The sequence below is a fragment of the Edwardsiella anguillarum ET080813 genome, assembly GCF_000264765.2.
Classification (GTDB): domain Bacteria; phylum Pseudomonadota; class Gammaproteobacteria; order Enterobacterales; family Enterobacteriaceae; genus Edwardsiella; species Edwardsiella anguillarum.
In genome coordinates, this window is sequence record NZ_CP006664.1 from 3,349,179 (window position 1) to 3,369,168 (window position 19,990).

General features: G+C 56.9%; 16 protein-coding genes. 7 read left to right on the forward strand and 9 right to left on the reverse strand.

Going from position 1 to position 19,990, the window contains the following annotated elements; genetic code table 11:
- The first annotated feature begins 67 nt into the window (after nt 1-67).
- Entirely contained in the window at nt 68-994 is a 927-nt protein-coding gene (locus tag ETEE_RS15085) for a LysR substrate-binding domain-containing protein (protein WP_034164313.1), read from the forward strand.
- Between the two features lie 33 nt (nt 995-1,027).
- Nucleotides 1,028-1,351 carry a hypothetical protein gene (locus ETEE_RS15090; RefSeq protein ID WP_034164312.1) on the forward strand — a complete coding sequence of 108 codons (324 nt, stop codon included), beginning with the start codon at nt 1,028-1,030 and terminating at the stop codon, nt 1,349-1,351.
- A 45-nt stretch (nt 1,352-1,396) separates the two neighbouring features.
- Here ETEE_RS15090 and ETEE_RS15095 read toward each other — a convergent pair whose 3' ends face one another.
- The 5 genes from ETEE_RS15095 to iadA all read right to left on the reverse strand — a co-directional run bounded on the left by ETEE_RS15095 (nt 1,397) and on the right by iadA (nt 7,399).
- Nucleotides 1,397-2,125, reverse strand: a complete 729-nt coding sequence (locus ETEE_RS15095; RefSeq protein ID WP_034164311.1) for an acid phosphatase — start codon at nt 2,123-2,125, stop codon at nt 1,397-1,399.
- A 120-nt stretch (nt 2,126-2,245) separates the two neighbouring features.
- Nucleotides 2,246-3,088: a fumarylacetoacetate hydrolase family protein gene (locus ETEE_RS15100; protein WP_034164310.1), complete on the reverse strand. Its 843-nt coding sequence runs from the start codon at nt 3,086-3,088 to the stop codon at nt 2,246-2,248.
- A 40-nt stretch (nt 3,089-3,128) separates the two neighbouring features.
- Nucleotides 3,129-4,487 carry a 2-hydroxycarboxylate transporter family protein gene (locus ETEE_RS15105; RefSeq protein ID WP_034164309.1) on the reverse strand — a complete coding sequence of 453 codons (1,359 nt, stop codon included), beginning with the start codon at nt 4,485-4,487 and terminating at the stop codon, nt 3,129-3,131.
- Nucleotides 4,488-4,776: 289 nt separating this feature from the next.
- Nucleotides 4,777-6,246 carry a C4-dicarboxylate transporter DcuC gene (dcuC, locus tag ETEE_RS15110; RefSeq protein WP_034164308.1) on the reverse strand — a complete coding sequence of 490 codons (1,470 nt, stop codon included), beginning with the start codon at nt 6,244-6,246 and terminating at the stop codon, nt 4,777-4,779.
- Between the two features lie 4 nt (nt 6,247-6,250).
- Nucleotides 6,251-7,399, reverse strand: a complete 1,149-nt coding sequence (gene iadA / locus ETEE_RS15115) for a beta-aspartyl-peptidase (protein WP_034164307.1) — start codon at nt 7,397-7,399, stop codon at nt 6,251-6,253.
- Between the two features lie 271 nt (nt 7,400-7,670).
- Between iadA and ETEE_RS15120 the strand changes: the two genes are divergently transcribed.
- On the forward strand, nt 7,671-8,570 hold the full coding sequence (locus ETEE_RS15120) for a LysR family transcriptional regulator (protein ID WP_034164306.1): 900 nt from the start codon (nt 7,671-7,673) through the stop codon (nt 8,568-8,570).
- A gap of 33 nt (nt 8,571-8,603) precedes the next feature.
- On the opposite strand, the gene ETEE_RS15125 is transcribed toward ETEE_RS15120, so the two are convergent.
- The 4 genes from ETEE_RS15125 to ETEE_RS15140 form a co-directional block, all read right to left on the reverse strand.
- Nucleotides 8,604-10,766 (reverse strand): FAD-dependent oxidoreductase, encoded by a 2,163-nt coding sequence (locus ETEE_RS15125; RefSeq protein WP_034164305.1) that lies wholly within the window; start codon nt 10,764-10,766, stop codon nt 8,604-8,606.
- A 527-nt stretch (nt 10,767-11,293) separates the two neighbouring features.
- Complete coding sequence (locus ETEE_RS15130) at nt 11,294-11,845, reverse strand: ankyrin repeat domain-containing protein (RefSeq protein WP_034164304.1); 552 nt, start codon at nt 11,843-11,845, stop codon at nt 11,294-11,296.
- 63 nt (nt 11,846-11,908) lie between these two features.
- The gene (locus ETEE_RS15135) at nt 11,909-13,456 is read right to left on the reverse strand and encodes a catalase (protein WP_034164303.1); all 1,548 of its coding nucleotides are present in this window, start codon (nt 13,454-13,456) and stop codon (nt 11,909-11,911) included.
- Nucleotides 13,457-14,274: 818 nt separating this feature from the next.
- Complete coding sequence (locus ETEE_RS15140; RefSeq protein WP_034164302.1) at nt 14,275-14,814, reverse strand: DUF2058 domain-containing protein; 540 nt, start codon at nt 14,812-14,814, stop codon at nt 14,275-14,277.
- A 277-nt stretch (nt 14,815-15,091) separates the two neighbouring features.
- Between ETEE_RS15140 and dbpA the strand changes: the two genes are divergently transcribed.
- The 4 genes from dbpA to ETEE_RS15160 all read left to right on the forward strand — a co-directional run bounded on the left by dbpA (nt 15,092) and on the right by ETEE_RS15160 (nt 19,888).
- Nucleotides 15,092-16,465: an ATP-dependent RNA helicase DbpA gene (gene dbpA, locus ETEE_RS15145; protein ID WP_034164301.1), complete on the forward strand. Its 1,374-nt coding sequence runs from the start codon at nt 15,092-15,094 to the stop codon at nt 16,463-16,465.
- Nucleotides 16,466-17,443: 978 nt separating this feature from the next.
- Complete coding sequence (locus ETEE_RS15150) at nt 17,444-18,085, forward strand: GNAT family N-acetyltransferase (RefSeq protein WP_034164300.1); 642 nt, start codon at nt 17,444-17,446, stop codon at nt 18,083-18,085.
- A 30-nt stretch (nt 18,086-18,115) separates the two neighbouring features.
- A complete protein-coding gene (locus tag ETEE_RS15155) occupies nt 18,116-18,724 on the forward strand; it encodes an NAD(P)H oxidoreductase (protein ID WP_005294013.1) in 609 nt (202 codons plus the stop codon).
- 42 nt (nt 18,725-18,766) lie between these two features.
- Nucleotides 18,767-19,888: an alkene reductase gene (locus ETEE_RS15160; protein ID WP_034164299.1), complete on the forward strand. Its 1,122-nt coding sequence runs from the start codon at nt 18,767-18,769 to the stop codon at nt 19,886-19,888.
- The last annotated feature ends 102 nt before the right edge of the window (nt 19,889-19,990 follow it).

A 19,990-nucleotide genomic window follows, 5' to 3' on the forward strand; every position in this document is an offset into this window, starting at 1 on the left:
AAAAATTGATGGCAGGGTAATATGCTATTAGTTTCACGATGATAAAAAAAACTGATAGGGTGGGGCGATGCGCTATTTGCCAAAAATACAACAGCTGAAGGTGTTTAATGAGGTTATTCGCAGCGGAAGTATCCGGGCAGCGGCGCGTAAAATGGATCAGTCTCAGCCCGCTTTAACCCGTACACTCAAAGAGTTAGAGCATCATATGGGGGCGACGCTGTTGATCCGCAGCAACGAGGGCGTGACGCTGACCGACGCCGGAAAATCCTTTGCTATTCGGGCACACCTGATCCTGGAAGAGCTGGAAAAGGCGGCGGAGGAGGTGGAGCAAATAACCAAAAACGGCCATGGACACGTCGCCTTTGGTATTTCATCTTTATTCGGAATAACTGTGTTAAATAAAGTGTTAAATGATTTTAAACAGGGATTTCCAGCAACCGTAATTAATGTTAAGGAAGCGCAACTTTCTACATTGTTACCCAGTTTACGTGATGGGCGGCTCGATTTTGCACTCGGGACATTGACAGATGAGATGCCGCTGGGGGACTTTATTTCGATTCCCCTGTTCGATGCGCCATTTTGTATTGTTGCCAGAAAAGAGCACCCATTAGCTAATTGTTCTGAGCTGGAGGCGTTGCGTCAGGCGAAGTGGGTAATGCCAGAAACTGATATGGGATATTATCATAACATCCGGCGTATTATTCCTTTTGACCATCCGGATAATCCGCACTACCCCATTCTGACGGACTCCACAGTGTGCATCATGAATCTAGTGATGAACGGTGACTATCTGACCATTCTGTCGCGCGCGCGGCTGCGCGAGGCCCGCTTCGGCGGCGTGCTGACGGCGCTGCCGATCGGACTGCAGTTTCTGCCGGTGGGGCACTATGGCTTGATCTACCCGCGAAAGCGTCCGCTGACGCAGGCCTCACAGGCGCTGATTGAACAGTTTCGCTGGCACTGCCAGCACCATGACTGGCAGCACCCGCAGTGAGGGGCGCTGCCGCACTTTTTTGCAGGAGGCTATATGGATTTTTCCACCGCATATCACAGGTTTCAGCAGAGTTTGGACGGAACGGACAGCTACGTGGCCCTGAGCCGCGATATGCAGGCGCTGATGACGCAGGATGCGCAGAACGCTAGCCTGTATTACACCGTCTATCGTTTTGCCCGTCAGTATGTGCTGCTGTATGAAGATCAGGCGATCGATCCCGACTTTGCCCAGCACGCCAAGCGTACGCTAGCGGGGTTTCTAGCGACGCTGGAGGCGGCCTTAAACGGGGCAGAGGCGCCCTACAGCGCACTCAATCGGGTGGTGACGGCGTATCTGGCGGGCGATCGCATCTTCTGATCTTGGCGCGGCGACCCCGGCGGCGCAGGATCGCGCCGCGCGCGTTTAGCGTCGCTGCAGCCGTGCGAACTCGGCCTTCGCGGCGGCCAGGTCTCGCTCAAACTGCGGCTGGGCGTGCAGGCTGGCGACAAACGCAGAGCCCAGCAGGCGTCCCTGATCGACGTCACTTTGCCAGTGCGCGCCGCAGATCACCCGGCTCTGACCAAACTGGTAGCCGCGCTGCAGCAGCGCGTCCTGCCGGGCTGGATTGATCTCTGCCAGCACCAGCGCCACCGCCCAGCCCAGCGTGGCATGGCCGGAAGGATAGGAGCCGGAGTCGGCCATCTCTTTATCATATTGAGGGGTACAGGTCTGCCCGTGATAGAAGACGAACGGGCGCTGGCGCATATAGTGATGCTTGGCGGAGCGCAGGGTCGGGTTGTGGCTGTCCGCCATCATATTGCTGAGCAGGCGGTAGATCGCCGGCGTCGCCGCTTCGCTGATGGGCATGCCAAAGGCCGGGGAGAACAGCTCAAGGATCGCCTTGTAGTTACCGTCGCGGGCGGCCTGTTCGACGCGTTTGGCATCATAGACGGCCCCCGTAGACTGGTAGATGGCCTTGTCCTGCAAAAAGGCGACAGAGTCATAGCCCGGCGGCGGCGGCAGTATCTTGACCGCGTTCGGGGCACTCTGTGGCGTCAGGTAGACGTCATGGCCGGCGGCGAATACCTGGCCGACCAGCAGTAGCGCGGTAGAGATAAGCAGCAGCCGATGCCGATAGCCTGTAAACAACATGATAGATCCTCTTGCTAACGCGGGTATGCCGTACCGGATCGCCCGCTGATGGACGCGCCATGGATGGCGCGCTTTCCCGCCGTCGGCGTAGGGGCTCGCGCTCGCCCACGCCGGCAGTGCTCAGAGCGTGCCTTCGGCTACCCGATTCGTCAGATGACCGACCCGCTCGATATCGACCTCAATGCAGTCACCGGGGTGCATAAACAGCGGCGGCGTGCGCTTTTTACCTACGCCGCCCGGCGAGCCGGTGATGATAACATCGCCGGGGCTCAGGACGGTAAAAGTGCTGATGTACTCCACCAGGCGACTGATGGGGTGGATCATCGCGGCGGTGCTCTCCTCTTGTACCATACTTCCGTTAAGCCAGGTGCGGATGCGCAGATGCTGGGGATCGGGGATCTCATCGCGGGTCACCAGCCAGGGACCAAAGGCGCCGGTACGGCTCCAGTTTTTCCCGGCGGTGAACCAGCTGTGCTGCCAGTCCCGCACCGAGCCGTCCATATAGCAGCTGTAGCCGGCGATATGATCCAGCGCGCGGGCGTGGGGGATCGCGCTCCCGCCGCGGCCAATAATGACCGCCAGCTCGCCTTCGTAGTCAAACTCCTGCGACTGCAGCGGTTTTAGCAGCGGCGTCATGTGGCCCGCCTGCGAGTCGGCAAAGCGGATAAACAGGGTCGGCGCCGGATCCTGCTGGGCGAACTCCCGCCGCTTATCGGGGTAGTTCATGCCGACGCAGAGGATCTTCCCCGGATTGTCGATCACTGGTAAGAAGGTAATCTGCTCATAGTCGAGATCCGCCGGATAGTGCTGCAGCATCCGTGCCTCCTCCAGCGCCTGGGCGCTCAGCAGGGCCTTTAAATCGGCATAGTAGAGACCGAGACGGCGCCCGAGATCGATGATGCCATCCGGGCGGGCAATGCCGTAGCTGCGCTGCCCTTGGTACAGATAACTGACAAGTTTCATGATAGGAATAATGTAATGGTTTATAGAATAGTGGGCGCTATCAGAGTAGCACTTTGCCTAAAAATAGCAGGGCCAGCGTGACATTAATCGCGCCGCCGATGCGGGTGGCTATCTGGGCAAACGGCATCAGCGACATACGGTTGCCCGCGGTGAGGATCGCCACATCGCCGGTGCCGCCCTGGCCGCTTTGGCAGCAGGAGACGATCGCCACATCGATCGGGTACATGCCAATCTTCCTGCCGACGATAAAGCCGGTGGCGACCAGCGTCGCGACGGTACAGACGATCACCGCCAGGTTGGCCAGCGTAAAGGCGTTGACCAGCTCCTGCCACGGCGTGATGGCCACGCCGACGGCGAACAGGATCGGGTAGGTCACGGAGGTGCGGAAGAAATGGTAGACGATCTGCGACCCCTGCATGATGCGCGGGGAGACGCCGTGCGCCAGCTTGATCAGCACCGCGACAAACAGCATGCCGACCGGCGCAGGCAGACCGATAAGACGGTGTCCCAGCATACCGACCATATACAGTAGTACGGCCAGCAGCGCGCCGGAGGCCAGGGCGCTGATATCCAGCTTATCGCTGGCGCGCTCGCTCAGGGCGGCCATCGGCTCCCCGTCATCGCCGTCGCGGCGCGGCATCAGTTCGCCTTCGCCGGTCAGGTGGGGGAAATGTTTACCCAGCATATTCAGGGAGCCGGCGATGATAATCGCCGTCAGGCTGCCGAGCATCACGATGGGGAGAATCCGCCCCAGCGCTACGCCCTGCTGCATATGCAGCAGGGTGGCATAGCCCATGGAGAGCGGAATGGCGCCCTCGCCGACGCCCCCGGCCATGATCGGCAGGATCAGAAAGAAGAAGGTCTGAAATGGCGCCAGTCCCAGCGCATAGCCCACCCCCATCCCGACCAGCATACCGGCGATCTCACCGCACAGCATGGGGAAAAATATCCGTAAAAAGCCCTGTATCAGGGTGGTGCGGTTCATGCTCATAATGCTGCCGACGATAATGCAGCAAATGTAGAGATAAAGAATATTGGTGTTTTTAAAGAAATGGGTGGTCGAGGTAATCACCGGCTGGGGCAGCAGACCGTAATAGACCAGCGCAGAGGGGATAAAGGTCGCGCAGATCGCGGCGGCGCCCATTTTACCGACGATCGGCAGGCGCTTACCAAATTCGCCACAGGCAAAGCCAAAGAATGCCAGGGTAGCAACCATAACTACAATATTATTGGGCAGGCTGTCGTTGATACAGTCGATGGTAATTAAGATACCGGCCAGGACAAATAACGGCAGGGGAATAATCCCCACCTTCCAGTTATCCATCAGATTCCACCACAGCGTTTTTAGCGACGGCGCAGGGCTGGCAAGGGTTGCCAGTTTTTCATTAGATGTAGTCATATTTCAGCCCACCTGTTTTATTGGTGGGACATATATAGCATGCTAATTTTTGATAAAAACGTGATCGTCCCCGGATCCATCGGGGTTATTTAATGTCGTTATTCTGACTTAACTTGTTTAAATAGAATTAAATTTTGGAATATGTTTTTTATTGAGTTAAATCGTCAGGGATCGCGACAGGCGGGGACGGGCGAGGCACAGGATAGGGGAGGCCGACGTCGGCGAGGGGAGAACGCGGCCCCTGCGATGGCAGGCGCCGCGTGGATATCCCCGGCGGGGGATATGGCGTTTAGTCGGCGCTGCCCTGCGCCGTGTCGCGCTTTTTACGCGCCATGGCGTATACGGCGCCGATCATGATCACCATCAGCAGCGCGATAAAGGGCAGTACCGACAGCAGCTGGCCGGAGCGGTAGAAGGTCAGCAGCAGCATAAAGCACCAGCCGCCGAGCATCGGGATTAGGGTGCGGCGCACGATGTCGACCTGTGAGATACCGGCGATACCGGCGACGGCGATGATCACCCCGGCGATCGGCGAGATGGTGCGTCCCATGCCAGCGGAGATCTGTACCGGCAGGATCATCTCTGCCGTGCTGCCGCCGACACGCTTGGCGATATCCGGCAGCATCGGCGCGAAAGAGAAGAAGGCGGCGTTGCCGGAGCCCATCAGGGCGGCGATGGTGAAGGTTAACAGCGCCATCAGCAGTACCACCACGCCGCTGCCAAAGCCGGCGTTGCTGGCCAGATCCAGCAGATCGTGCACCGCCCCGATCGACTTCAGCCCCTCGGCGAAGGTCTGGCCGGCGACGATCAGCGTCACCACGGTGGCGAACACCTTACCCATATTGCTGAAGACCACGCTGAGCCCGGCCATCACCGGCTTGGCGGCACGGAAGCGCAGGTATTCGCACAGCATGGAGAGCGCGACGCTGATCAATACGGCGGTATTCATGTTGATGACGATGGTGCCGACACCCAGTTTGCTGAAGGTCAGCATAAAGAACAGCGGCAGCATCGGCAGCAGCACATAGTGCAGCGGTGCATCGCTCTGCGTCTCCTGCAGCTTCTCCTGATCCAGGCTCACCTCCTCGGCCACGGCGCCATCGCGGCGGTCAAAGTAGCGTTGTACCAGGATATGCAGCAGCGCCACCGCCAGGATGGTCAGCACGGCGACCGGCAGCTGCTGGTGGATAAAGTATTCGGTGATGTCCACGCCCGAGGTCTGCGCCGCCATGATGGAGTTGCCGGAGCCGGGGCCGAACTCGATGGCGCAGGTGCTGGCCAGCACCGCCGCCGCCGCCGCACGGCTACAGCCCAGGCGAGTCAGCACCGGATACAGGGTCGCCATCAACAGCAGGCTTAGCCCGGTGGCGCTGGTGATAAATAGCGACAGCGTTTGGCCGAGGATAAAGGCGATCCCCAGCAGCAGATAGGGGGAGTTGAGGCGCTGCAGCGGGCGTGCCGTTACCCGCACCAGCGCCTGGCTGGCGCCGATGGCAGACATATACATGGCAAAGCCGCCGATCAGCATGATCTGCAGTCCAAGGCCACCGCCCATCTTCTGAAACAGCTGGTTGATGTACTCCAACAGGTCAAAGCCGACCCAGCCGGTCGACTTGTTGATAAAGGTGGCGTCGTTGGTGAAGACGGCGATGGCCATCATCACCAGGCCGCTCAGCAGCAGCACCGCCTGGGGATTATAGTTTTTCAGGATCAGTCGTCCGGCAAACAGCACGGCGCACAGCGCGATCAGTAGGCTCATTCTTTCAGTTTCCTTGTTCAAAGTTACCCGTGGCCAGACACTCTTCTCCCTTCAGCATCAGGCGGCCACGGGCGTATACGCGTTCGGGGCGCAGATTATCATCGAACAGGCACAGATCTGCATCCCCTGCGGGTAAAATTCTGCCCTTCGCGATCCCCAGTGCGTCGGCCACGTTGGCGGTGACCATCGCCAGCGCCTGCGGCAGGGGAATGCGCTGGTCAATCAGCTGCGGCAGCAGCAGCAGGTTGCCGTCCAGCGGCGCGGCGTCCAGTCCGATAATGCTGCCCTGGGCATCAAAGCGCGGCACGCTGCCGTTGCCGTCGGAGCTGATGGTGAGCCGATCCGGGCTGACGCCGGCATCCAGCGCCAGCCGGGCGGCGCAGGCCGGTGGAACAAAGCGGCTGCCGCCGGAGGTAATATCAATATGGCCGCCGGCGCGGGCAAAGGCGATGGCATCGCTGAACAGCGCCTCGGTGCGCGCCACGTGGGTCGGCGAGATATGCTGGATAGGCAGGCCGTGCGCCAGCAGCGCATTGATCTGGGCAAAGGCATCGGGCAGCGCGCCCAGGTGGATGTGCAGCAGCCCGCGTTTGCCCGCCAGCAGTGCGGCAACGCGGATATCGGAGACGATACGCAGCAGCTCCTGGGTCGTCGGGAACGAACCGCGGTGATCGGCTAGCGCTATCTTTACCCCCAGCACTCGCTCAATAAAGGCGATGTCATCGCGAATGGCGCCGGTGATGGTCCGGGTGGGAAGCTCGTAAGATCCGGTGTGCATATAGGCGCTGATTCCCTCCACGTTCAGCGCCTGCATTTTGGCGTACAGATCCTTAGGCGTACGGGAGATGCCATCGGTGCCGAGCACCCCGACGACGGTGGTGGTCGCGGCGCGGATCAGCCGTGATAGGGAGGCCGCGGGCGTCCGGCTGGCGAAGCCGCCTTCGCCGCCGCCGCCGATCAGGTGTACATGCTGATCGATGAGGCCGGGGGCTAGGATTTTACCGCGACAGTCGATAACCTCACGCAGCCCGGGCAGTGCGCTGACCTGCAGGTTCTCCTCGATGGCGACGATCTTCTCGCCGCACAGCAATACGTCCCGGCGCCCCAGGGGCTGTGGTTGATAGACGTCGGCATCTTTAAGCAGGGTAAACATGAGCTTCTCTCCTGTGTTGGACATGGCGATAGCGTGACCCGCCGCGGGGGCGAGTAAATGGCTGTGTCGATATGACGATCGGCGGATCTCCGCAGCGGGGCGGGCGCGACGGCGGATCGCCGCCGACATTCTGGCGATTGCGCAGCGGTAGGGGCGGTTTAGTGCCGCGCATCCCATAGGAATCTATTTTTATAAAATATAATATCACCACAGTTTATATCGCCATTGCTTATTGGGCATGGCGCTATGCCGTCACAACATAGGACGCACGATGGATGTAAAATGGTTGGAGGATTTTATCAGCCTGCAGCGGCTGGGTAATTTTTCGGCGGCGGCGCGGGCGCGTAACGTTACTCAGCCTGCCTTTAGCCGCCGGATCCGGGCGCTGGAGATCTGGCTGGGGGTGCCGCTGTTCGATCGCAGCAGTAACCCTATTGCCCTTACTCCCTACGGCGAAAAGTTTCTCTCCTCGGCCGAAGATATCCTGGCGCGGATCCTTGATGTCAAACTGGACTTCGCCCAGCTGGCGATCCAGTCCGACGAGACGGTGCGTATTGCCAGCCTGCACACCTTTGCCGTCAATATGCTACCGATGCTACTCGACGCCATGGGATCGGCGCTGGAGGGGATCAAGGTGGTCGTCAATCCAGGGCTGCAGGGGATTGATAACCATTTTAATACGCTGTTAGAAAACAGCGCCGATCTGCTGATGGTGTATGACATCGATGGCGCGCGCCCCAGCGCTGCCGAAATGGACTGTCTGCAGTCGCACCTGCTGGCCCATGAAACGCTCATTCCGGTCATCTCACGCGCGCTGGCGCAGCGCCATCCACCGGGGCAGCCGCTGCCCTACCTGGCCTACAGCGACTTCTCCTTTATTGGCCGCGTCGTGGCACCCCTGTGCCGTCATGCGCCGCAGCCGCTGGTGAAATGCTATGAGACCAGCATGAGCGAGGGGTTAAAGCATATGGTGCTGCGCGATCGCGGCCTGGCCTGGCTGCCGCTCTCCATGGTGCATCGGGAGCTGGCGCAGGGGGTGCTATGTAACGCCTTTCCAGACCATCCGCGTCTGAGCCGCTGTCTGCAGATCCTGCTGTATAAACGCCGCGAAAGCAGTCGCCCGGCGGTGGAGCGCTTCTGGCAGGCGGCCACGGGGTGCCGCCTGCCGTAGGTCGCGGAGGGTACGCGGTCATATCGCGTCCCGCTACGGGTGCGGTCGCCCCCGCTGCCAGCGATGATAGCGAGCCAACCAGGCTAACGCCCGCTGCGGCGCGTGGGCCTTTTTCCAGACGCCGGCCGTATATTTATTGGCTTCGCTGTAGGTCGGGTAGGGATGAACGGTCGCCAGCAGCTTATTCAGCCCGATCCCGTGGCGCATGGCCAGGGTATACTCCGCCAGCATCTCTCCCGCCTGCTCGCCGACGATGGTGACGCCCAGCAGGCGATCTTTACCTGGCGGGGTCAACACCGTGATAAACCCCTCGGTAGCGCCATCGGTGATGGCCCGATCGAGATCCGCCAAGGCAAAGCGGGTCACCTCATAGGGAATGCCGCGCCGCCGCGCCTCGGATTCGTTTAGCCCCACCCGGGCGACCTGGGGATCGACAAAGGTACAGCGTGGGATCACCGCATCGTCGATGCGCCAGCGCCAGAGGCGGCCAAACAGGGCATTGACGCTGGCGTACCAGGCCATATGGGCGGCAAGGTGGGTAAACTGTTCGCCGCCCGCCACGTCACCGGCGACATAGAGGGTGGGGCACAGGCTCTGCAGATAGGCGTTGCTACACAGCTGCTGCGCGCTCTCGATCCCCAGCTGCTCCAGTCCATATCCCGTCAGGCGGGGGCGTCGTCCTAGCGCCAGCAGCAGGTCATCAAATGCCAGGGCGATCTCTTGACCGTTTCGACTGACGATCAGGCGTTTGCCTAGGGCGTCCCGCTCAATGCGTAGCGCCTGGCAGTCAGTGAATAGCGTAATGCCGTCAGCGCATAGGCTGCGCTGTACCCGTTCACTGACCTCCACATCCTCTTTGGGCAGAACGCGCGGCCCCCGCTGTACCAGCGTGATGCCGGCCCCCAGCCGCGCCAGCGCCTGGGAGAGTTCACAGCCGATGGGGCCGCCGCCCAGCACCAGCAGGCGCGGCGGCGGCGCGTCTCTCTGCGCCAACGCCTGCCACAGCGTATCGCTGGTCAGGTAGTCATCGGGCTGCAGCCCGGGGATGTCTGGTACGATCGGTTCCGCGCCGGCGGCGATGACGATGGCGCGAGTGCTGATGATCCGCCGGGTGCCGTCGGCCTGGTCGACGGCTACCTGCCAGGGCGATATGACGCGGGCGCGTCCGTTTAGCACTTCGACCCCCAGCGCCGTGTAACGCTCGACGCTGTCATGGGGGGCAATATTTTGGATGGTTTCCCGCACCCGCGCCATCACCTGTGTAAAGTGCAGCGCCGGCGGCGTGGCCGGTAGTCCGTAGCGATCGGCGTGGCGCATCTGATGTGCCAGCGTGGCGCTGCGGATGAGCGCCTTGCTGGGTACGCAGCCGGTATTTAGGCAGTCGCCCCCCATCGCGTCGCGCTCTATCAGGGTGACCTTGGCGCGGACGGTCGCGGCGATATAGGCGCTGACCAGACCGGCGGCTCCGGCGCCAATGACCACCAGATTACGCTCAACGTGGCGCGGCCGCCGCCAGCGACGATAGTAGCGTCGCTGCGCAAACTGACGAACCCCAAAATGGGCCAGCCAGGGAAACACGCCGAGCAGGGTAAACGAAAGCAACAGCGTCGGTGAGACGATAGCGGCCAGCGAGTCAATGTCGGCCAAGCGGGTGCCCGCGTTGACGTAGATCAGCGTGCCCGGCAGCATCCCCAGCTGGCTGACCCAATAAAAGCGTCGCGCGGAAAGGGGGCTGAGCCCCAGCAGCAGATTGATGAGAAAAAAGGGCATCAGCGGCACCAGGCGCAGGGTAAACAGGTAAAAGGCGCCGTCGCGCTCCAGCCCCTGGTTGAGCGTGGCCAGACGCTCGCCCAGCCGGCGTCGCAGCGTATCGCGCAGCAGAAAGCGCGAGGCCAAAAAGGCCAGCGTTGCGCCGGCGCTGGAGGCAAAGGAGACCAGCAGGGTTCCCTGCCAGAGGCCAAACAGCAGCCCAGCGGCCAGCGTCATGACCGCGGCGCCGGGGAGAGAGAGCGCGGCAACCAGAAGATAAAGAGCGAAAAATGCCGCAGCGCTCTGCCAGGGGGCACGGTGACGCAGCGTCTCCATGGCGGCCTGGTGCTGTTTTAGCGTCTCGAACGTCAGCCAGCGCTGACCATCCAGGATGAAGAAGGCCAGGATTAACAGCAGCAAGAGGAGCAAGATCAGCGTTTTTTTCATGGAGACTCCGGAGAGGGTTGCCGGAGCAACGTGCCGATTGACCGACTGTTTTAACATTGAATATACATTTGGGCTCGGCAGCGTCAATTAATTTTGTATCACATGATACAAAACAATGGGTAATATATTGATAATAAACTTGAAATTAATATAGCCGTGAGCTGGTCAGGCATAGTCTGGCCATGGGCGGAGCACGATGGCATCCGCTCTCGATCGGGCTACGGGGACTGAAGGCAAGGCGAACGATTACCCCGTGTCGTGGCTACCTGCGCTTAACGGGCTATGTTGAGCGCTGTCGTCGATGCCGCGTATCGCGGGTAGCGCCGGGCTGAGCCTTGTGCGGCGGCGCTTTGTCTTTTTTATATATAATAAATAGCCTAGATAATGCGCCCGCTTGGCGGGCGCCTTTTACCGGCGGTTCTTTTCCATGGTGAGATACCCAGGGGGTAACTCTGGCCAAGGCGCATTGCGCGCTCTCCATAGGGCGGCGTCGGTGAGATACCGTGCGACGGCGAGGACGCAGGGGATTATTTCCCCGTATTAATCTCGCCCGTGGAAAGGGTAGCAACGCTGTTGCCGTGAGTGTCCGTGATAGTCATATCCGCCCCACGGGCCTCGAGTTTGGCAAGCAACTCATGCTGCTGGAACAGTGATGCATACATCGCTGCCGTTTGCCCTGCTTTATTTTGAATATCCGGGCTGCATTTGGCTGCAATCAGCCTCCGGGCAATACTGATTTCACCTTTAAAAATGGCTCCCATCAACGCGGTATTTCCGCGATTATCCCGCAGGCAAGGATCTGCCCCAGCATGGATTAAACGCGTTACAATTTCTTGATGGCCATGGTAGGCCGCTAAGATCACGGCGGTATAGCCATGGCTATCTTGTACATTCATGTTGTAGCCGGTGGAAATAAAGTCATTGATGACCGCGATATTGCCATCGCGAGCGGCATTCCACAGATAATCGTTTAGCTGTTGCTTAACCGATAGTGAGTCGGGGGTCGGCTGGGAAAATGTTGGCGCACTGGATAGCGCCAGTAGGCTGGATAAGAGAAAAAACAGAGCGCGTATTTTCATTATATGGCCTTATCAAGTGATATAAATAGCCCGCGTGATGACGCGGGCTAAGTCGATTAAGATTTAATCTTGGAGCTTATCAGCCAAGTTTTTTACCGTTGGCAAATCGCCGTTAGCGACGCCGGTAAGGCGAGTGCCGTAGTCCTTATCCGCTTTATAAAAATAGGATAACATAATGTTTTTACTGGCAGTGTCAGCGCTAGCCAGGGAGGTTCCCAGGCTGTTGATGAGGTCATTTTGCTCTTTTTTACTGTATGAGCGATAAAGCTCTCCCGCCTGTTTGAAATTTTGCTCGCGCTGGATTTTACTTTGCTGCGTGGTGCCTGACAGGGGCGTTTGGCTATAACGGCTGGACACCAACTCTTCCCGCGGGTAAATACGGCTCGGCTGGTAGTTAACCCCTTTGTCTAGCGTATGCCCGCTGTTGAGTTGCCCATCCTGATTGCCATTATTGACGGCGGTATGAGGCTTGTTTATCGGTAGGCTAAGGCCATTGGCGCCGATACGGTAAAATTGTGTATCGGCATAGGCGAACAGGCGTCCTTGCAGTAGCTTATCTTCCGATGGTTCAATGCCCGGGATGAGGTTTGAGGGCGCCATCGCCACCTGCTCGGTTTCCTGGAAAACGTTATCGGGGTTCTTGTTAAGAACCATTTGGCCAATTTTTCGCTCCGGCACATCTGGCCAGATCTTCGTAGCATCAAGCGGATCGAAATCGAAGTTCTTTAGGTCTGCAGGCTTGAGAACCTGGATGTACAGATCCCACTTTGGATAGTCGCCACGGTTGATTGCAGTAACCAGATCCTGAGTCATATGGCTATAATCTTTACCTTGGATCTGTTCAACCTGCTGTGGGTCCAGGTTCTTGATCCCTTGAAGCGTTTTCCAGTGAAACTTCACATAGTGGACTTCACCTTTGTCATTAATCAGCTTATAGGCATGTACACTGTTACCGTCCATATTGCGATAGGATAATGGCGTACCCTCGTTAGAGTAGAGCAATGTTAAGGTCCGGGTTGACTCAGGCAGGTGCGAGAAAAAGTCAAAGCGTCGTGCATCATTATCAAGATTTGTACGGGGATCGGGTTTAAACGCGTGCACCATATCTGGAAACTTGATTGCATCACGGATAAAGAAGGTCGGAAAGTTATTGCCCACCAAGTCCCAATTGCCCTCGGCAGTATAAAATTTTGTCGCAAAGCCTCGCGGATCGCGCAGGGTTTCCGGCGAGTGGGTTCCATGTACTACGCTTGAGAAGCGGACAAAAACAGGAGTAGTGCTCCCGGGAGTAAAGACTTTGGCAACGGTTAAATCTGAAATATCAGCTGTTGGCGTAAATACACCGTGAGCGCCAGTACCGCGAGCGTGCACCACGCGTTCTGGAACACGCTCACGATCAAAACGCTGTAATTTTTGTAAGAGCTGTACATCCTGTAGCAATACTGGGCCATTAGGGCCGGCAGTTTGTGAGTTTTGATTATCTCCGACGGGCGCTCCATTATCCCGGGTTAAGGTATCAGCCAATACGGAAGGACTGATCGCTAAGGAGGTTAAGAAAAACAATACCTTCTTTTTTGAAGTTAATATCTTGATTTTATTGACTGTATGCATGGCACTCTCCTCGGTTGTTTTGGTGCGTTGTGATTATTTATTGAGTTGTGTTTTTTCTAAAATTGAAAATAAAATAGGGAATGTTTGATAACCACTATTTTATACATTTATATTGTATTTTTTTGATAACGAGAACGAGTGTATCGATATCTTAATGTTTATTTTATTATGCAAGATGCTAATGTGCTTTATAATAAAACGCTATAATTTATAACCAGCTGGATGTTTACTATTTGATCATTTTTATCATTGTAGATGGCCGGTTACCATATTTGTTAGCTAATCATATCTATTGATTTGATAGGGGGTAACGAATATAGCCTGGTTTAAATATGCACAGGGAATTATCCGAAATACGATAGCATAGGGGGGAGACTGAAGAATAGTCTGCGAAAACTCACCTCATTATAAAAGTGAGTGCATTCCTTATCTGGATCACCTGAGATTGAGCAAGCGTATCGTTTTACCTGGGTGGGTACCGCGCCACGAATAGGGTGACGCGAGGCGTAGCCTAAGATAACCGGAGGAGAGCGCGTTTGCATGATAATGCCATAAGAGGCGGAATACGGTTCTCTCTAATGGCATTGGCATTACCCGCAGCGTGATAGACGTACTGATGCCGGACAGCGATGATGATGGTGCGTGAGGAAGAGGGCGTCGCGCCGCTGACGCGAGTGGTCAACCGTTGGGGCAGGGTCAACGTCGCGCTACGGTGATTCATGAGCACCGCGGCGTATGCATACTATATGCTGATAAGTGTATGCATCTCGCCAGGATGCATATTACCGACCATTACACCGTGGCGCTCGATGACTGACTTACCACATCAAATCATCAGGGATCTTAAAGTCGGCATACGGATCATCCTCATCCTGTGCCTCTTGGCTCAGGGCGCTGTTCAGGACAATGCTCTCGGCATCCCGCTGCGCGATTTTATCGGCAACGCTGGCCGGGATAATGACGTACTCATCGTTGTCGCTGCCGTTAACGGCCAGACGGGCAATGGCGAGGCGGCCGCTGACCAACTGGTTTTGCGTCAGCTTATCCACCGTCATTTTTTTGATGATGCTGCCATCTGTAAAGTTAAAATCGATATCGCCTCTTTTCAGGCTGACTCGGTTCATTTCAATCAGCTGCTTAACCTGGGCTTTGATCTCTTTAGCGATGGTCGCCTGCTTCTGCTGTTCGCTCAGCTGCTTATCCCGTTCGAGTTGTGCCTGCTTTTTTTCCTCTACGGCCTCGCGCGCCTCGCGGGCCTGAACCCGTGATTTTTTAGCCGTTCTCTGGACCTTGGCCATCTTTTTACTGGTCACAAGCCCCGCTTTTAGCATCTGCTCTTGTAAGGTAAGTTTTGTCATCTTCGTTTCTGGCTCAGTCAGGTTATCCAGGAGAGTATACCCGTAATTCTCGGGGCTGTGCCACGTTACCGGGTAAAACCACTCTTTGGCGGGTGTTCCCGGGGCATTTTGCCCAAGATCCAACCGGTCAGGGATGGGGTACGGCGGCGGAAAGGGGTAGGGGTGATGTCCGGATGAAAAATCCACACGGCACCATCGGTATTGAATGGTATCATTATCCTCCGACGCCCTGGCAATAACGCCCGGACGGCCTTTTTTATCCGCTGAGACTATCACTGTGACATCGTTTGCTGAACTAAATGCCCTTCCCGAAGAACAACTCAACAACCTTAATGAGCTGGGCTACCAGACCATGACGCCGGTGCAGGCGGCGACGCTGCCGGCCATTCTGGCGGGAAAGGATGTCCGCGCGCAGGCGAAGACCGGCAGCGGTAAAACGGCGGCGTTTGGCCTTGGCCTGCTGCAGCATATTGATGCCAGCCGGTTTATTACCCAGTCGCTGGTGCTGTGTCCGACCCGTGAGCTGGCCGATCAGGTGGCGGCCGCGCTGCGCAGGCTGGCGCGCTATATGCCGAATATCAAAGTGCTGACGCTGTGCGGCGGAGTCCCCTTCGGCGCGCAGCGCGATTCGCTGGCCCATGCGCCGCACATCATTGTGGCAACACCGGGAAGGCTGCTCGATCATCTAAAAAAAGAGACCGTCAGCCTGGAGGCGCTGCAGACGCTCATCCTGGATGAAGCGGATCGGATGCTGGACATGGGCTTTGCCGATGCGCTGGACGAAGTGATTTCCTGGGCGCCGGAAACGCGCCAGACGCTGCTGTTTTCCGCGACCTGGCCTGCGGAGATCGCCGCTATTAGCCGCCGAATTCAGCGCGATCCGCTGACGATTGAAATCGATACCGATGGCGAGCTGCCCGCGGTGGAGCAGCGTTTCTACGAGGTCTCCCGCAGTGGTAAGCTAGGCCTGCTGCAGACGCTGTTAAGCCAGTATCAGCCGGCCTCTTGCGTGGTGTTCTGTAATACCAAGAAAGATTGTCAGGCGGTTTATGATGCGCTGGAGGGTTGTGAGCAGAGCGTGCTGGCGTTGCACGGCGATATGGAGCAGCGCGATCGCGATCAGACGCTAGTGCGTTTCGCTAACGGCAGCAGCCGGGTGCTGGTAGCGACCGATGTGGCGGCCCGAGGGCTGGATATTAAGGCCCTGGAGATGGTGATCAACTACGAGCTCTCCTGGGATCCGGAGGTTCACGTGCACCGAATTGGCCGCACAGCCCGCGCCGGCGCAAGCGGGCTGGCTGTCAGCCTCTGTGCACCGGAGGAGGCGCAGCGCGCCAACGCGCTGGAGGAGATGCTCGGCGTCAGACTCCAGTGGCAGCCTCAGCCGGACGGTGTTCGCATCGTCGCCCTGGAGGCGGCGATGGCGACCCTGTGCATCGATGGCGGTAAAAAAGCCAAAATGCGCCCGGGCGATATCCTGGGGGCGCTAACCGGTGAACTGGGGCTGGACGGTGCGGATATCGGAAAAATCGATATTCAACCGACTCACGCGTACGTCGCCGTGCGTCGAGCGGTGGCCCGCCAGGTTTGGAAGCAGCTGCAGCAGGGCAAAATCAAAGGGAAGGCGGTGAAGGTCCGACTGCTGAAGTGATGCCGCCTGATTGCCGCCGGAGTGGGTGACCCTCCGGCGCGTGTTTTTAAGGGGGCGCTTGCGGCCGCGCTGACCGCGATGTCAAAAGCATCCGCGCCGCGGATATTTTAGATTTTGCGCCCCGAGGAGGGACTAAAAACACCTTGGGCGGCAATAGATTTTATTTTGGCGTTAAGTCATGAATAGAATTACTCTATTTAATTTAAAGTTTTTGCATGCGGTGTAATACATTCCTATACGTGCGCTATTCCCCTGATTCTTTGACGGGGCACACGCGCTGACTTCGTATTGTAACTAACATCCGTGCGTTTTCCATTAAACGCCAGCGCGACTGATTCACTACTCGTTGTTTAAGTTAAACCTCGCAATTTGCATATTACGGGGTTCAAGAGCGGCGCTTCACATAACTCATATTCATGACCGGGAACCTTCACAAAGGCAGCGTTGTGACGCGGTGCCACCCCCTGCTTGCTCCCTTCGCGCCCATGATACGTCTCTCCGGCGTTGACTCTAGGGATTAGCCGGAAAGACCTGCCCACCGGAGGTATCCCGTTATGGCCTCATTCCTCCCCCTGCCGGATCGATCAAACGGCCCGTGACGTCCGAGGAATAACCAAGCGATGGCTTGCGCCGCTGCCTCCGACTGATCGCCGCGTTTTATGAGCCAGCTCTCTTTCAGGCGATCGGCCTGCGCGCGCTCGTCGGCGCACAAGGCCGCCGTGAACCTTCTGATTCTTTCCCGCTGATATTCCTCAATATATTTGTATGTGTGATATGTAATGCATTGATTTTATTTTAACTTTATCGCGATGAACAATTTGAGCGACTGCTCACTTTAGGTGTTGAGCGGACGCTCAATCGTGTGTATAGTGCCCACATTACTCGCGTGTGCTTGGTTAGACTCGCAGCCTGAGCGCCGGTGCGGCAAAACGGTGGGCTGGACGAGGGACAACCTAACAATAAGGAAATGCTACGGTGATGAATCCCATTGAGATAGCCGAACTCTCGCAGATCGATGACGATGCCTATGCCCAACTGACCACGTTGATTATTAACACATGGGAGTATGATGATTGGCTGGAGGACGAGCAGGTCTCGCCGATGGCCGAGTATTTTTTAAATGACATCATTCTCTCGTCGCAAAAAATGTATGTGGCGCGCTGCGCGCAGCAGATCATCGGTATTATTACCGTCGGCCAATCGCCCGACTTTCTCTATGAGAGTCAATTTAGCTATAAGCGATTGACGGCGATGTCGGCGTTGATCGCCCGTGATGGTAAAAGTGAGGTGTTTGCACAATATATTGATACGTTACGGGTCAACGAGATGTTATTGCAGCGTACGCATCGTCACTATCATGCATCATTGAATTTCTTTGCCATCGATGCCCAGTTTCGTGGTCTTGGACTCGGAAACCGTTTGTACCATCAATTTATTACCTATCTACAGGCACAAGGCATCGATACCTTTTTTGTCTTTACGGATAGCTCGTCGAATTATCAATTTTACGAGAAGAAGGGGCTGCGCAAGGTAGCGAGTGAGACGTTCTATTGGCAGGATGAAGATGAGGTCGAGGAGTATTACCTGTATGAGGGGCATGTTGCGGCGACCACGTGTTGAATAATTAATCCAGGAATCTGAGGGAACAAGATGAAAAAGATCCATATGATTTGGGCTAATCCACGTGCCGATAGTTTAACTGCCCAGATCGCCGCGCGCGTAAAAGATCGGGCGAGTGCCTATGACATGAGCGTGCGGGAGACGGATTTATATCGTGTAGGGTTTGATCCCCGACTAGGCGAGGCGGATGAGCCCGATTGGCATAATCCAGGTAAGATCTATTCACCCCAGGTGCAGCAATTAGCCAGCGAGCTATCCCCGAATGATTTAATGATTATCATCTTTCCCGTCTGGTGGTACGCCATGCCGGCGATATTAAAGGGATATATCGATCGGGTCTGGAACCATGGCATCACCTATGGTGCCGGGAGTTCACCACCGGCGAAAAAAATCCTCTGGGTTGCCTTGGTGGGGGAGACCGAGAGGGGGTTTATTAAGCGAGCTAATGACCAGCATATGGCACAACACCTTAATGCCAATGTCGCCAGTTTTAATGGCGTAAAGGCGTCGGAGGTGCTGTTTCTGTATAACACCATTGCTGAAGAGGTGGTTGATTTGCCCGGCCATTATCATGCCCTTATCGAACAAGCCGAGCAGGCGCTGGAGCGGCACATCTCGGCCTATATTTTATCTCCGTAGTGTCAGCGTGTTTTTTACTATTTAATTGGATTAATTTGATTTATGCAGAATGATACCCTTTTTTCTCCGCTGCGCTTAGGCGAACTGAATTTAAAAAATCGGATCGTGCTACCGCCGTTAACGCGCTGTCGCAGTGAGCAACCCGGTAATATTCCTGGTGCGCTGATGGCGGAGTATTATCAACAGCGTGTCGGCGCCGGGTTGATGATTACCGAAGGAACACAGATCGAGCCTCGTGGTCAAGGATATGCCTGGACACCGGGGATCCATAGTGCTGAGCAGATCGCCGGTTGGCGCCAGGTGACGGAGCGTGTGCATCAACAGGGTGGGCTGATCTTTTGTCAGCTGTGGCACGTGGGACGCGTCTCGCATGTCGCGTTACAACCGGATGGTCAGCCGCCCGTTGCGCCCTCGGCGTTGCCCGCTACGTCGGTGCGGGTCTTTATTGAAACGGCGCCAGGTGAAGGCAAACTGGTACCGCCCTCGGAACCACGCGAACTCACCACCGCCGAGGTGAAGGCGTTGGTTACGCTGTATAAGCAGGCCGCGATCAATGCCAAACAGGCGGGGTTTGACGGTGTTGAGATACATGCCGCCAATGGTTATTTAATCAATCAGTTTATCTCTGAGCACACAAACCAGCGTCGCGATGAGTATGGCGGCTCGCTGAACAATCGCCTACGTTTCTTGCGGGAGATCGTGCAGGCGGTGAGCGAGGTCTATGACAGCCAGCGTATCGGGGTGCGTTTCTCGCCGCTGTTCAGTTCGACGGATGAGGATCGCGTCTATTTGGGGTTGGTGGAGTCCGATCCCCAGGCAACCTATATCGCCGCTGCGCAGCTTTTGCAGGATTTACGTATCGGTTACCTCTCTATCGCCGAGCCCGATTGGCAAGGCAGTGAGGGATTGCCATTAACGTTTCGCCGCGCGCTGAGGAGGACGTTCTTGGCGCCGATTATGTATAGCGGTCTGTATACGGCGGACAAGGCGCGGCAGATGCTGGCCAGCGGTGTCGGCGATATCTTTGGTTTTGGTCGAACATTTATCGCTAACCCGGATTTACCGCGCCGCCTAGCGGCGGCGCTTCCGCTGAATGCGGTGGACGCCACGACTTTATATGGCGGTGGGCGCAAAGGGTATCTCGACTACCCCCCTGTATCGTGACGCGTAGCGTCCGAAAGTAATTTGGGTGAGGCTATACCGCATACTGCGAGCCTCCCGCCATGCGGATGAATCGCCGCGCTATAGCTTGTATCTGGCCTGATG

Excerpts from the sequence above, each read along its gene's own strand:
- ETEE_RS15085 (WP_034164313.1), top strand. The coding sequence starts at position 68 with ATGCGCTATTTGCCAAAAATACAACAGCTGAAGGTGTTTAATGAGGTT.
- ETEE_RS15090 (WP_034164312.1), top strand. The coding sequence starts at position 1,028 with ATGGATTTTTCCACCGCATATCACAGGTTTCAGCAGAGTTTGGACGGA.
- ETEE_RS15095 (WP_034164311.1), bottom strand. The coding sequence starts at position 2,125 with ATGTTGTTTACAGGCTATCGGCATCGGCTGCTGCTTATCTCTACCGCG.
- ETEE_RS15100 (WP_034164310.1), bottom strand. The coding sequence starts at position 3,088 with ATGAAACTTGTCAGTTATCTGTACCAAGGGCAGCGCAGCTACGGCATT.
- ETEE_RS15105 (WP_034164309.1), bottom strand. The coding sequence starts at position 4,487 with ATGACTACATCTAATGAAAAACTGGCAACCCTTGCCAGCCCTGCGCCG.
- dcuC (WP_034164308.1), bottom strand. The coding sequence starts at position 6,246 with ATGAGCCTACTGATCGCGCTGTGCGCCGTGCTGTTTGCCGGACGACTG.
- iadA (WP_034164307.1), bottom strand. The coding sequence starts at position 7,399 with ATGTTTACCCTGCTTAAAGATGCCGACGTCTATCAACCACAGCCCCTG.
- ETEE_RS15120 (WP_034164306.1), top strand. The coding sequence starts at position 7,671 with ATGGATGTAAAATGGTTGGAGGATTTTATCAGCCTGCAGCGGCTGGGT.
- ETEE_RS15125 (WP_034164305.1), bottom strand. The coding sequence starts at position 10,766 with ATGAAAAAAACGCTGATCTTGCTCCTCTTGCTGCTGTTAATCCTGGCC.
- ETEE_RS15130 (WP_034164304.1), bottom strand. The coding sequence starts at position 11,845 with ATGAAAATACGCGCTCTGTTTTTTCTCTTATCCAGCCTACTGGCGCTA.
- ETEE_RS15135 (WP_034164303.1), bottom strand. The coding sequence starts at position 13,456 with ATGCATACAGTCAATAAAATCAAGATATTAACTTCAAAAAAGAAGGTA.
- ETEE_RS15140 (WP_034164302.1), bottom strand. The coding sequence starts at position 14,814 with ATGACAAAACTTACCTTACAAGAGCAGATGCTAAAAGCGGGGCTTGTG.
- ETEE_RS15150 (WP_034164300.1), top strand. The coding sequence starts at position 17,444 with ATGAATCCCATTGAGATAGCCGAACTCTCGCAGATCGATGACGATGCC.
- ETEE_RS15155 (WP_005294013.1), top strand. The coding sequence starts at position 18,116 with ATGAAAAAGATCCATATGATTTGGGCTAATCCACGTGCCGATAGTTTA.
- ETEE_RS15160 (WP_034164299.1), top strand. The coding sequence starts at position 18,767 with ATGCAGAATGATACCCTTTTTTCTCCGCTGCGCTTAGGCGAACTGAAT.